The 11776-nt window shown below is 68.5% G+C and carries 13 protein-coding genes; 9 read left to right on the top strand and 4 right to left on the bottom strand.

Features of this window, described 5'->3' with window-relative positions; all coding sequences use genetic code 11:
• Positions 1-35 precede the first annotated feature (35 nt).
• Together AC1ROD_RS14300 and AC1ROD_RS14295 are read left to right on the top strand one after the other, a co-directional pair.
• Positions 36-947, top strand: a complete 912-nt coding sequence (locus tag AC1ROD_RS14300; protein WP_492948936.1) for an oxygenase MpaB family protein — start codon at positions 36-38, stop codon at positions 945-947.
• A 92-nt stretch (positions 948-1039) separates the two neighbouring features.
• Positions 1040-1765, top strand: coding sequence for a hypothetical protein (locus AC1ROD_RS14295; RefSeq protein WP_492948935.1), 726 nt, complete (start codon positions 1040-1042; stop codon positions 1763-1765).
• 93 nt (positions 1766-1858) lie between these two features.
• On the opposite strand, the gene ctrA is transcribed toward AC1ROD_RS14295, so the two are convergent.
• Positions 1859-2560 (bottom strand): response regulator transcription factor CtrA, encoded by a 702-nt coding sequence (gene ctrA, locus AC1ROD_RS14290; protein WP_492948934.1) that lies wholly within the window; start codon positions 2558-2560, stop codon positions 1859-1861.
• A 464-nt stretch (positions 2561-3024) separates the two neighbouring features.
• On the opposite strand from ctrA, the gene AC1ROD_RS14285 reads away from it, so the two are divergent.
• Entirely contained in the window at positions 3025-3330 is a 306-nt protein-coding gene (locus tag AC1ROD_RS14285) for a chromosomal replication initiator DnaA (RefSeq protein WP_492948933.1), read from the top strand.
• Positions 3327-4034, top strand: a complete 708-nt coding sequence (locus AC1ROD_RS14280; RefSeq protein WP_492948932.1) for a DUF6456 domain-containing protein — start codon at positions 3327-3329, stop codon at positions 4032-4034. Before AC1ROD_RS14285 ends, AC1ROD_RS14280 begins: the two co-directional genes overlap by 4 nt.
• Positions 4035-4038: 4 nt before the next feature.
• On the opposite strand, the gene AC1ROD_RS14275 is transcribed toward AC1ROD_RS14280, so the two are convergent.
• Positions 4039-4467 carry a SufE family protein gene (locus AC1ROD_RS14275; RefSeq protein WP_492948931.1) on the bottom strand — a complete coding sequence of 143 codons (429 nt, stop codon included), beginning with the start codon at positions 4465-4467 and terminating at the stop codon, positions 4039-4041.
• 227 nt (positions 4468-4694) lie between these two features.
• Between AC1ROD_RS14275 and AC1ROD_RS14270 the strand changes: the two genes are divergently transcribed.
• On the top strand, positions 4695-6389 hold the full coding sequence (locus AC1ROD_RS14270) for an ATP-binding protein (RefSeq protein WP_492948930.1): 1695 nt from the start codon (positions 4695-4697) through the stop codon (positions 6387-6389).
• A 6-nt stretch (positions 6390-6395) separates the two neighbouring features.
• Here the strand turns inward: AC1ROD_RS14270 and AC1ROD_RS14265 are convergent, their stop codons facing one another.
• Positions 6396-7268, bottom strand: coding sequence for a hypothetical protein (locus AC1ROD_RS14265; protein WP_492948929.1), 873 nt, complete (start codon positions 7266-7268; stop codon positions 6396-6398).
• Positions 7269-7325: 57 nt separating this feature from the next.
• Here AC1ROD_RS14265 and AC1ROD_RS14260 point away from each other — a divergent pair, with 57 nt between their 5' ends.
• The 3 genes from AC1ROD_RS14260 (at position 7326) to AC1ROD_RS14250 (ending at position 9781) form a co-directional block, all read left to right on the top strand.
• A complete protein-coding gene (locus tag AC1ROD_RS14260) occupies positions 7326-7658 on the top strand; it encodes a DUF1491 family protein (RefSeq protein ID WP_492948928.1) in 333 nt (110 codons plus the stop codon).
• Positions 7659-7790: 132 nt separating this feature from the next.
• Positions 7791-8171: a hypothetical protein gene (locus AC1ROD_RS14255; RefSeq protein WP_492948927.1), complete on the top strand. Its 381-nt coding sequence runs from the start codon at positions 7791-7793 to the stop codon at positions 8169-8171.
• A gap of 77 nt (positions 8172-8248) precedes the next feature.
• The gene (locus AC1ROD_RS14250) at positions 8249-9781 is read left to right on the top strand and encodes a hypothetical protein (RefSeq protein ID WP_492948926.1); all 1533 of its coding nucleotides are present in this window, start codon (positions 8249-8251) and stop codon (positions 9779-9781) included.
• Positions 9782-9826: 45 nt separating this feature from the next.
• Here the strand turns inward: AC1ROD_RS14250 and AC1ROD_RS14245 are convergent, their stop codons facing one another.
• A complete protein-coding gene (locus AC1ROD_RS14245) occupies positions 9827-9982 on the bottom strand; it encodes a hypothetical protein (protein ID WP_492948925.1) in 156 nt (51 codons plus the stop codon).
• Positions 9983-10209: 227 nt separating this feature from the next.
• On the opposite strand from AC1ROD_RS14245, the gene AC1ROD_RS14240 reads away from it, so the two are divergent.
• Positions 10210-11775, top strand: coding sequence for a hypothetical protein (locus AC1ROD_RS14240; protein WP_492948924.1), 1566 nt, complete (start codon positions 10210-10212; stop codon positions 11773-11775).
• Position 11776: the final 1 nt, after the last annotated feature.

Here is an 11776-nt window from a genome sequence, read left to right as displayed (position 1 = left end):
AGGAACCGGGCGCCAGCTCCACGCCTTCCCCTCCCATGACCGCCATCGTACTGCCCGAAGCGCTCCAGCGCCGCGTCGAGGCCGCCGCCGGGGGCTTTCTGCGCGGGGACGGCCTGCCGACGATCGACTTCTCCGGGCCCAGGGGCGAACCGGCCCTGATCGGTGCGGACTCTGTGTCCTGGCGGATCTTCAAGAACCCGATCGCCCTGTTCATCGGCGGGGTGACGGCGGTGATCCTGGAGCTGGCCGAGCCGCGCGTGCGGGCCGGGGTCTGGGACCACACCAGCTTCCGCACCGATCCGGCCCCACGCCTGAGGCGCACCGGTCTGGCGGCCATGGTCACCGTCTATGCGGCCCGCTCCCAGGCCGAGGCCATGATCGCCGGGGTCAATCGCCGCCACGCCCGGGTCACCGGCACGGCCGACGACGGCCGCGCCTATGCCGCCGACGATCTGGAGCTGCTGGACTGGGTCCAGGCCACGGCCAGCTACGGCTTCATCGAGGCCTTCCACCGCTTCGCCCGCCCCCTGTCTGAGGCCGAACGCGACCGGGCCTGGGCCGAGGCCGGCCCCGCCGCCCGCCTCTACGGCGCGACCGGGGCGCCCGCCTCCCGGACGGAGTGGCAGGCCCAGCTCACCGCCATGACGCCGAAGCTGACCGCCTCGCCCATCGTGTTCGAGTTTCTCGACATCATGCGCGCGGCGCCCCTGCTGCCCGGCCTCGCGCGTCCCTTGCAGTCCCTGCTGATCCGCGCCGCCGTCGATCTGACCCCGCCCGAGGTCGCGCGTATCGTCGGGCTGGAACCGCGCCACGGCCTTTCGTCCTGGCAGACCGCGATCGTCCGCGCCGCCGCCCGGGCCGCCGACCGCCTGCCGCTGAAGGAGGCTCCGCCCGCCCAGGCCTGTTTGCGCCTCGGCCTGCCCGCCGACTGGCTCTACCGGCGCTGACATCGCGAAGATGTGTGGGCCGCCCGGCCTGGCGAACGGTCACGTCGTGATAGCGTCAGGCTGCGCCGGGAGGGCGCGGGGCGGTGATCCGGATGAATGGCAAATTCCTGCTGCTCGTGTTGTCGGCGGTCGTGCCGGCGCTGCTCGTTCAGGCTGACGCCCCGATCCCCACCACCGCGCTTCTGACCTACGGAGGAACGGTCGGCGCCTTGCAATCCGACTGTCGGCTTGGCGGAACCGACGAAGGTCTCGCCTATCAGTTCATCGCGACCTGCCCCGGCCGCGCGTCGTCTCCCGATGGACGCTTCGCCGTGGTTCAGCAGGCCTACGACAATGAACAGCCACCGATCGAGTTTCGAGACGCAGGCGACAGGGTTGTGACCCGGCTGCCGACGCTCAGCGACGATATGCCGTTCTCGATCGCATGGTCGCTCGACTCCCACTGGTTCCTGGCCAACCACCACGTCGGCTCCTTCATGGACGTGCTTCAGATTTTCGAGATCGTGGACGGTATGCCGGTCGAGCGCTCCGCCCTGACGGACGCCGCTGTCCGCGTGGCCCATGACCGCTATCCCTGCCTCCGGCCCGATATGATCCTGCCCAACAGCGCCCGCTGGACGCGCGACGGACGTGGCCTGGTCATCGTCACCATCAGCCGCGCCGACGCCTGCAGTGGCGACTACAGCCCGACGGTCGGCGATTGGAGGCCGCTGTGGATGATCGGCGACCTGACCACCGGCGCCATCGATCCCGCCTCGATCCGGGTCGCTGATAGCCCCCTGACCATTCCCGAGGATGGGGTCTATTCGGTTCGCTGAAATTGAAAACGCCCGCCGGAGCGATCCGACGGGCGTTCATTTTTTTGAGGCCGTTTCTTCCCTGACGCTTACTGGTCTCGGGTCGAGGGCTGCTTAGGCCGCGACGCTGTTGGAGGCTTCCGACGGGTCGCGCAGGACATAGCCGCGGCCCCAGACGGTTTCGATGTAGTGCTTGCCGCCCGCAGCCGTGGCCAGCTTCTTGCGCAGCTTGCAGATGAAGACGTCGATGATCTTCAGCTCGGGCTCGTCCATGCCGCCGTACAGGTGATTCAGGAACATTTCCTTGGTCAGGGTGGTGCCCTTGCGGAGCGAGAGCAGCTCCAGCATCTGGTATTCCTTGCCCGTCAGGTGGACGCGGTGACCGTTCACCTCGACCGTCTTGCCGTCCAGGTTCACGGCGATCTCGCCGGTGTGGATGATGGCCTGGGCGTGACCCTTGGAGCGACGGACCACGGCGTGGGTGCGCGCGATCAGCTCGTCCTTGTGGAAGGGCTTGGTCATGTAGTCGTCGGCGCCGCCGCCGAACGTCTTGACCTTGGTTTCGATCTCGGTCGAACCCGACAGGATCATGACCGGGGTGTTGACCTTGCCGACGCGCAGCTGGCGCAGGACTTCCAGGCCGCTCATGTCCGGAAGGTTCAGGTCGAGCAGGATCAGGTCGTAGTCATAGATCTTGCCCAGATCGATGCCTTCCTCGCCGAGGTCGGTCGTGTAGACGTTAAAGCCTTCGGACTTCAGCATCAGCTCGATGCTCTGGGCCGTCGCGTGATCGTCTTCAATCAGCAGAACGCGCATTCACTGCCCCTCCAGGCAAACCTTGACCATATGACCCGACTGTCCCGTCTCGGACACGCCCGGGTAACCTTGTTCGTGAGTTAACCGGTCAAAACCTTAAGAACAGTTAATGGCCGCTCATTGAGTCGAATCGTAGGCTGATTTGCGAATCCGCGTCGAGCGTCGTGAGTCAACGATTCCATTTTTCTTCGCCCGCCACGCGAACGCCTCTCCGAAGCGCGGCCTGAAGGCGCGGCCCGGATTTCCCCGACCCGCATAGTCCTCCACCGCCAGATCCGGTCTCGGCCTAGGGTTATGACCGAAACTGACGTCGAATAGGACATAATTCCTATCATGGCTCGAAGGCGGTCCCAAGATGGCCGTCGTCGATCATGGAGTTTGGAACAGTGTTGCAGGCAGGAATGGAAGAAACGGGTTGGCGGGCGCCGGTCACGGAGGGCGACCGGACGCGAACGGGGCTGGCGATGCAGATGATCGCCCTGACCTTCGATGTGCCCATCGCGGCGATGCGGGGCGACCGGCTGGGGCTGAAGGGCTGCCGCGGCCGCTGGCTGGCCATCTATCTGGCCCATGTAGGCTACGGCTGGACGCTGGAGCGGGTCAGCCTGGCCTTCGGGGTCAACCGCGCGACGGCCAGCACCGGCTGCCGCTGGTCCGAGGACGCCCGCGACGATCCCGCCATCGACGCCGCCCTGGACCGGATGGAGCAGACCCTGCGCCAGATCTGCGACGCCCCCCGGCTGGAACTCGCGATCGGAGCCCCGGCATGAGCCCCGCCGCCGAAAGGGCGCGCCGGATGCTGGCCCGGCCCGGCGCCTGGATCGACCAGCAGGGCGGACGCTATCCGCTGAGGATCGGCGGCGATCGGCGCTCGCGCGTTAGCCTGACCCTCGACGAGGCCGACTTCCGCGCCCTGGTCGCCGATCCCGGCCTGCGCGCCCGGCCCGGAGGCGGCTGGATCGCACGGTCCGCCCGCCAAGACACCGCCCCCACTCCCGGGCGCCCCGGTCTGGTTCTCGGCGAAACCACCGTCATGGAGGCCGACGGCCGGCTGACGACCCGCACCGCCAATCTGGGCGAGAGCCCCATCGCCTGGCTGGCGCGGCGACGCGATCCTTCGGGCCGTCCCTGGCTGACCCCCGCCGAGGTCGCGGCGGGCGAACGGTTGAAGCGCGACGGCGAGCTTGCGGCCTCGGGCCCGTCCCTCACCATGCGCTGGGACGCCCTGCCTCGCTCGGGCGGCGGCTCGGCGGCGCGGGTGGAGCCCGGCGACCGGGCGATCTCTGCCGCCGCCCGCGTCGAGGCGGCGCTGCAGGCCGTCAGCCCCCGCGTCCGCGCCTTCGTGATCCATGTCTGCCTGCGCAGTTCCAGTCTGCAGCTGGCCGAACGCGAACTCGGCCTGCGCCGCCGTCAGGGCAAGACCCTGCTCAAACAGGGGCTGGAGGCGCTGGCCGAACACTACGGCATCGGCTGAAGGCTCAGGCGCCCGCCAGAGCTTCCTGCCTTATCCGTCCGACCATGGAATTCAGTCCATTGGCGCGCTGCCGCGTCAAGGCCTGGGGCAGGCCCAGCCGGTCCAGCGCCGCCTTGGCGTCGAAGCCGAGAATCTCGTCAGGCTGGCGGTTCGAGAACAGGGCCAGCAGCAGAGCGACATTGCCCTTGGAGATGGCGCTGTCGGAATCGGCGTGGAAGATCAGCCGCCCGTCGCGGCGTTCGGTCGCCAGCCAGACCTGGGCCGCGCAGCCGGGCACCTTGTTGGCCTCGATCCGGTCCGCCTCGGCCAAGGGCTCCAGCTCCTTGCCCAGGTCGATGACGTATTCGATCCTCTGCTCCCAGTCGTCGAACAGGTCGAAATCCTCGACCATGGCGGCGAAGGTCTCGGCGATACTGGCGGCGGGTTCGGTCATGGGGCGCCAGATAGAGGCCCGCCCCGGTGAGGACAACCGTCTGCAAACTTCGGGCGCCGCCTGGGGACAAGTCGGAGAGGTAACCCTAACAGGCGTGACCGTCCCCAGTTGAGACTCCTTCTCCCCTTGCGAGGAGTCGCCTCAGAGGTGCGGGCTCTCGCACCGACTCGCCGCCACCGCTAGGTTTCACGGTCGGGCGGCCCGCCCGAAGCCCATCTGGAACCGCATTGAACCTCGCCCCCGCCCTCGCAGCTCCTGGACGCGCCGAAGACGTGCGCGCCGTGGTCGCGTGGCATCTGGGCTGGATCGTGGCGTCCATCCTGCTGATCGCCGCCGCGCCCTGGCTGTCGCCGGCTCTGCAGGGCACGGTTCTGGCCGGGCTGATCGGCATGGTTCTGCCGGGTTTGGCGGGGCTATGGCTGGCCCGCAGCGACAGCCTCGGCGACCGGGCGCTGGTGCTGGGTGTCTGGAGCCTGGCCTCCGTGGCGGCCTCGGCCCTGTCTGGCGGCCTGACAGGGTCCCTTTCCGCTTTCGTCTTCGCTCCCCTGGTCGCCGGCCTGCTGCTGGGCGGTCGGGTGCTGTCCCTGACCGGAGCCTTTGCCGTGGTGCTGTCGGCCCTCGTCGGGCTGATCTCGGTGCTTCTGGGCGGCGCGCCCGGCGACAGTCCGGCCCTGGCCGCCACCGCCGCGGTGATCACCGGCCTGGGCGCCGTCGCCGCCATCCACATCACCACCCGCCCCCGGGCCGACGTCCTGGGACAGGTTCAGGAGAACCTCGGCCGGGTCGAGAGCGTCCTCGCCGGTCAGCCCGGCCTGACCCTGGTGATGGATCCCGACGGCCGGGTCCTGGGCGCCTACGGCACCCCGCCGCCCGCGCTGGACGTCGACGCCCTGTTCACCCAGGGCCTGATCGCCCAGGTCCATGCGCCGGACCGGACCCTGGTCTCCGCCGCGCTGGAACGCGCCCGCGTCGGGATGGAGGCCCAGGTCATCTTCGCCCCCCGTATCGCCCTGGACCGACGGGTCACCGTCGTGCTGCGCCGACTGGACGGCGCCGACGACGCCGTCCGGCTGATCGCCCAGGCCTTCGACGGCACGCCCCAGTTCGCGCGCGAGTCCGGTCTGGAAAGCGCCCGCGCCGAGGCCGAGGCACAGAACGCCGGTAAGACCCGCTTCCTGGCCAATATGAGCCACGAGCTGCGCACCCCGCTGAACGCCGTGCTCGGCTTCTCGGACATCATGCGCCAGCGGCTGTTCGGCCCCCTGCCCGACCGCTACGCCGACTATGCCGACAGCATCCATGAGGCGGGCGGCCATCTGCTGGACCTGATCAACGACGTGCTGGACGTCTCCAAGATCGAGGCCGAGCGCTATGAGCTGTCGATCGAACGGTTCGATGCGCGCGAGGCGGTGTCCGCGGCCCTGGCCCTGGTCCGGCTGTCGGCGACCGACAAGGGTGTCGATCTGAACGGGGTCCTGCCGTCCGAGCCCCTGATGGTCGAGGCCGATCAGAGGGCGCTCAAGCAGATGACGCTGAACCTGCTGTCCAACGCCATCAAGTTCACCCCGGCGCGCGGCTCGGTCACCCTGACGATCGACGCCATCGGGCCGTATATGGAGCTGGTCGTCGCCGACACCGGCGTCGGCGTCGCGCCCGAGGACTTGCGCCGCCTTGGCCGTCCGTTCGAACAGGCGGGCGGGGCCGAGCAGAGGGCGCAGGGGACGGGTCTCGGCCTGTCGCTGGTCCGCGCCCTGTCCGAACTGCACGGCGGCCGGATGAGCATCGAAAGCACGCTGGGCGAAGGCACGGCGGTCACGGTGCGGATGCCGGTCGTCAGCCTCACGAAAGCCGCGCCGCCCGAAGGCGGGGCCGAGATCATCCCCCTGCATCCCGACCTCAACTCGGCCAACGACGCAGGCTGAGAGGCCTTAAAGCGACCCCATCGCGATGAAGGCGCGGCCGGCCGCGAAGTCGCCCGCCTCGAAAGTCGCCCGCGCCAGACTGCCGTCCGGGAACAGGAAGTCGACCGCAAAGGGCTCGCGCGGGTCCAGCTTCGACAGGGCGTCGGCGGTATCGGCAGGGAAGAGCCAGGCCTCCCCTTGCGTCTTCTCGGGCTGCAGCAGACCCGTATCGGCGGGCAGGTTGCCGGCGGCGAAGAAGGCCCGGCGCGCGGCTTCAGGCGGCATCGAGGCCACGCCGGGCGATGTCATATAGGGATGGGGCGCGCGCTCGATGTCGCGCATCACCACCCGCGCCGCATAGGGGCGCGACCGGCCGACGAAGGAGACCACGGCCTTGAGGGTCTGGCGTTCGCCCCCGCCCTCGACATAGCCGAAGGTGACCGGCGAGGCGCCGACGCGGGTCGTCTGCATCAGCCTCCAGGTCGGGCTGGAGAAGCCGGTGCGGTCGGCGGTCCAGGCGGCGCGACCACCGGGGAAGTTCATCTTGGCGATCCGCGACCAGCCGTCGAAGGCGTCGCTGACCCGGGTGCGGACGGTGGCCAGCTCCCGATCGGCGCAAGGCGTGTGGGCGGCGCTGGTCCGGGCCCGCTCGGCGGTCTCGGCCAGGGCGACGTCGGTGGCGCCCGCACGGGCCGCGGCGCCGCGCGCCTGCCAGGCGGAGGCCGTCAGGGCGGTGGTCACGGCCGGGGCGAACAGCCGGCATTTGGCGTCGGCGGCCAGGACGAAGCTGCGTTCGTAATAGGGGACCGTCGCATCCGCCAGGGCGGTGAACGGCGCCGCCAGCATCGCCATGGCGAGCACGGTGGTTCTGGCGTATCGGGTCGCAGGGGCAGTCCTCATGACCCCGACCGTAACCCCAAGGGCGTTCCGGTCCCGTTTCCGAGCAGGGTTAGCGATTTGCTTCTTTCCAGTGATCTCTGGGTCAGCGCCCTGATCCGCCGCGCCGAACTGGCCGGGGCCAATGCGACGGTCGCCCGGCGTGGCGACCAGCGCGCCGGCACCGTCATCGTCAAGGCGTACAACACCCTGGACCGCACGGCCCGGCTCTATACGGAAGCCTTCGGCCCCGACGGCGAACGCCTCTGGATCCAGCCGGTGACCAGCGAGTTCGAAAGCGAGCTGGACGCCTATATCCAGCGCCAGATCGGCTACGACCCCGACATCTGGGTGGTCGAAATCGAGGACCGTGAAGGTCGCCACTTCATCACAGAGGATGTGGCGAAGACCTGATCTTCTTACGTGCGCGCGAGGGCGGCCCGATGGTCAGAATACCTTAACCGCGTTCGTGAACGGGACCGCAAGCGAGCCGCGCTACGGTGCAGTCATCGGCGAGAAACGTCGAGGTCTGGCGAGTAGAGCTTCATGCTGTTTCTTCTGAACGACGTCGTGTTCGATCTGGATGAGGCCACCCCGGTCACGCCCGCCGACGCGCGCCGGTTCGAGAAGCTGGGCTTCGACTATGTGCTGGAGCTCGGCTGCGAGCTCTTCGCCGAGGATCCCATGCTGCACCGGACCGATCCGGGCCGCGCCCGTCGTCTGGCCTGGCTGATCGCCGACCGTTCGCCGGAGATCAACGCCGCCCTGTTCGCCGCCCCGGAAGCCGACTGCGATCCGGACCTGGTCGAGCCCCGCTTCTGCGCCCTGCCCGAGGCCGTGATGAGCCAGCTGGGCCGTCAGGAAAAACGCGGCCGCCTCGACGCCGTCGCCGCCGACCGCGCCGTCTGGAACCGCATGGCGGCGTAAAGCCGCGCACTCGCACGACTTTCAACCTTGGCTTGACCGGCTCCGGACGCTACCCCTTTCACGGGGAAGACGAGGGGGTGGCTTCAGTGTTCAAATTCAATACCGCATGGCTCGCCATGGCGCTGGCGTTCGCCTTGTCCGCCATGGCGCCGGCCTCCGCCCACGCCGAATGGCTGAAGGCCGAGAGCGAGCGCTTCGTTGTCTATAGCGAGGGCCGCGAACGCGACCTGACTGTCTTCGTCCAGAAGCTGGAGACCTACGACAGGCTGCTGCGGCTCAAGATGGGCCTGCCGGTCGACGAGGCGCCGCTGCGAAAGCTGCCCATCTACATCGTCGACGGGGCCGGGCTGCGCACCGTCTATCCGGGTATCAGCGACAACATCGGCGGCTTCTACGCCGCCCGAGAGGAAGACATCTTCGCGGTCGTGCTGAGCGGCGTCATGGGCGACGACGTGCTGCTGCATGAATACGCCCACCACTTCATGTACCAGAATTTCGCCTACAGCTATCCGGCCTGGTTCGTCGAAGGCTTCGCGGAATATTTCGCGACGGTCGACATCAAGGACGACAAGATTTTCGTCGGCAAATTCAACGAGGATCGCGGCTATATGCTGCGCGAGGCCACCTGGGTGTCGATGCGGGACCTTCTCGCAAAACGCTCCGGCGACGTCCGGCGCCAGAACGGCACCTACTATCCCCTGGCCTGGCTGCTGACCCATTGGTTCATGGGCACGGAATCCCGCGGACCGCAGCTGACGGCCTATCTGCGCGACGTCGCCTCCGGGGTGGATTCCGTTCAGGCGATGCAGAACGCCACCGGCATGTCGGTCGACGAGCTGCGCCGGGACCTGCGGCGCTACATGGGCCGCATCCCCTACTACTCCATGGCCAACCCCTTCCCGCCGGCGACGGTGCGCATCACTCGCCTGCCGCCCGAGACAGATGATCTGATCCTCATCACACAGAGACTGACCGGCGTTCCCGAAGGGCGCGGGCCGGCCACCCTGGCGGAGACCCGGCGGCTGGTGGAGCGCTATCCCGACAATGTCACGGCCCTGATCGCGCGTGGACACGCCGGTATTCACCTCGATGACCGCGACGCCGGCGAGGCTGCCCTGCGCCGGGCGTTGGAGATCGATCCGGACAGCGTGCCGGCCCTGCAGTTCCTCGCCCAGTCGCGACTTGAGCGTTCACACGAGGAGGGCGCCGACGCCCGCGCACTTCGCGCCGAAGCCCGCGCGCTGCTCGCCCGGGCCTATCGGATCGACGACGCCAATTATCGCACCTTCATCCTGCTGGCGGAGGCCGGCGAGCGGGGCCCGAACTATCCGACGGAAAACGACATCGTGACCCGTGAACTCGCGCTGCAGACGGCGCCGCAGCTTGCCAAGGCCCGGTTGATGACCGCCGAAATCTATCTCGACGCGAACGGCCGGGAAGACGCGATCCGGATCATCGAGCCCTTGGCCAACAGTGCTCACGAGGGCAAGGACGCCGAGGCGGCCCAGGCTCTGCTCAACCGCGCGCGAGGCCTGACCCAGGCCGAAGCCGATCGCGAGGCGGCCGAGGCCAACCAGGTCGACGCCGATCCGCCCGCGGGATCGAACTGAGATCGCGCCACCCGATGAGGGAAGCCGTCCCGAAGAAATCCGCCTTCAGACCAGAACGTTGAAGACGATATGCACCGCCACGGCGGCGGCGACGATGAAGCCGAAGCCCCCCAACAGGCAGATGAAGGGGTGGTTTGTCTTCTGGTGATCGGACGAGACGGGCCGGGCGAAGGTGTCGTCCGACGGATCGAGCAGGGCCATGGTCGTTTCCTTTTTCCCGCACGGCGCCCGACTGCGTGGCCGGAAACGTCTCGCGCGGGCCGAAGGATGACTCCAAAAACCCCTGCTGGCGAGGGGTCTTTGCGGATTTTATCGACAGTTCATCGATAGTGATCCGGCGCGCGGCTCCACGCGGTGTTTTCCAACCTTCATGACAATGTCCGATTGCACGGCTAACCGTGGTGAACCTCGTCGTTCGAAAGGCCTTCATGTCCGCGCCGTTCCGCCGCCTTCGCCTCGCCCTGATGCTCGTCGTCGCAACACTCGCAGCGACGCCCGTCCATGCCGAATGGCGCAAGGCAGAGACCGACCGCTTCATCGTCTACAGCGAGGGCCCGGAGCGGGAGCTGCGCGACAAGGTGCAGATGCTGCACCGCTTCGACCGACTGGTGCGCGCCCCGTTCAGCCTGTCCGACGCCCCGCCGGCGCGTCGCCTGACCATTCTTCTGGTGTCGGGCCGTGACGGGATGGAGGCCATCTATCCCAACGTGCCTCGCAACATTGGCGGCTGGTACTCATCGACCGAGCAGGACATTTACGCGGCCCTTGACCGGCGCAGTGACGACAAGGTCCTGCTCCACGAATACACGCATCACGTGATGCGCCAGAACTTCCCGATCGCCATGCCCGCCTGGTTCAGCGAGGGGGTCGCGGAGTTCTACATGACCGCCCGGATCGACGATCGCGAGACGCGCGTAGGCTTTCGCGACGATGGGCGGGTCGCGACGCTGAACGCCCTGCCGTGGTTGCCGATGGACCGGCTGCTGACCCGACGCGCCCTGAACAGCGACCTCCGGCAGATGGCGGTCTTCTACGCCCAGTCCTGGCTGCTCACCCACTATCTCGTCAGCGACACCGGCCGCCGGGCCCGGCTGGAAGCCTATCTCAAGGCCGTTTCGGAGGGCGTGCCCCCGATGGAGGCCGTCCAGCCCGCCTTCGGCATGTCTCCGGAAGAGCTGCTGAGCGCGCTGCGTCGTTACCAGAACGGCTCCATGCCCTACGCCACCTATCCGACACCGGCCGCTGACGATGTACCGATGACGATCGAGACCCTGCCGCCCTCTGCCGACGAACTTTTCCCCCTGTCGATCCGGCTCAACTATGCGCAGCGCGGCGACGACGGTCCTCGCATCTTGGCCCGCGTCCGGGCGGCCCAGGCGCGCTGGCCCACGGATCGCCTCGCCAATATGACCCTGGCCAAGGCCGAGGTCGCGTGGGGGACCCCCGAAGCGGCCGAAGCTGCGCTGAACACGATCCTGGCGGGCGACCCAGCCGATACGGAAGCCCTGCGCTGGCTGGCCCGGCTGCGCCAGACTGCGGCGGCCCAGGCCGCCCAGGCCGGCGACGTCGAGACCCAGGCGCAAAGGAACGGCGAGGCCCGCGCCTTTCTCGCCCGCGCCATGAACGCCGATCCCGACGACTACCGCATCTATCTGGCCCTGGCGCGGACCCGCCGGTCTTCGCCCGGCTATCCCAACGCCAACGACCTCGCGACCTGGAGCCTGGCGGCCCAACTGGCGCCCCAGGTCGGCGCCGTTCGCTGGGAAGCCGCCGAGGCCTTCAGTCGCGCGGGCGAGAACGAAACGGCGATCGCCCTTTTGCTGCCTCTCGCCAGCGATCCCCACGGCGGTCCGGCCGCCGCCCAGGCCCGGGCCCGGCTGGAAAGCCTGCGGCCGGACGGCGAGGCGACGGATGAGGTCGCGCCACCCGAGGAAGCCCCCACGGGCGCATCTGCGAGCGCGCCCGCCGTTGCTCCGGATGGCGATGCGGGCTAGT

It is taken from the genome of Brevundimonas sp. GW821-FHT12E07 (genome assembly GCF_058807035.1).
This window is presented reverse-complemented; position numbering and strand designations above follow the sequence as displayed.

Excerpts from the sequence above, each read along its gene's own strand:
- AC1ROD_RS14300 (WP_492948936.1), top strand. The coding sequence starts at position 36 with ATGACCGCCATCGTACTGCCCGAAGCGCTCCAGCGCCGCGTCGAGGCC.
- AC1ROD_RS14295 (WP_492948935.1), top strand. The coding sequence starts at position 1,040 with ATGAATGGCAAATTCCTGCTGCTCGTGTTGTCGGCGGTCGTGCCGGCG.
- ctrA (WP_492948934.1), bottom strand. The coding sequence starts at position 2,560 with ATGCGCGTTCTGCTGATTGAAGACGATCACGCGACGGCCCAGAGCATC.
- AC1ROD_RS14285 (WP_492948933.1), top strand. The coding sequence starts at position 3,025 with ATGCAGATGATCGCCCTGACCTTCGATGTGCCCATCGCGGCGATGCGG.
- AC1ROD_RS14280 (WP_492948932.1), top strand. The coding sequence starts at position 3,327 with ATGAGCCCCGCCGCCGAAAGGGCGCGCCGGATGCTGGCCCGGCCCGGC.
- AC1ROD_RS14275 (WP_492948931.1), bottom strand. The coding sequence starts at position 4,467 with ATGACCGAACCCGCCGCCAGTATCGCCGAGACCTTCGCCGCCATGGTC.
- AC1ROD_RS14265 (WP_492948929.1), bottom strand. The coding sequence starts at position 7,268 with ATGAGGACTGCCCCTGCGACCCGATACGCCAGAACCACCGTGCTCGCC.
- AC1ROD_RS14255 (WP_492948927.1), top strand. The coding sequence starts at position 7,791 with ATGCTGTTTCTTCTGAACGACGTCGTGTTCGATCTGGATGAGGCCACC.
- AC1ROD_RS14245 (WP_492948925.1), bottom strand. The coding sequence starts at position 9,982 with ATGGCCCTGCTCGATCCGTCGGACGACACCTTCGCCCGGCCCGTCTCG.
- AC1ROD_RS14240 (WP_492948924.1), top strand. The coding sequence starts at position 10,210 with ATGTCCGCGCCGTTCCGCCGCCTTCGCCTCGCCCTGATGCTCGTCGTC.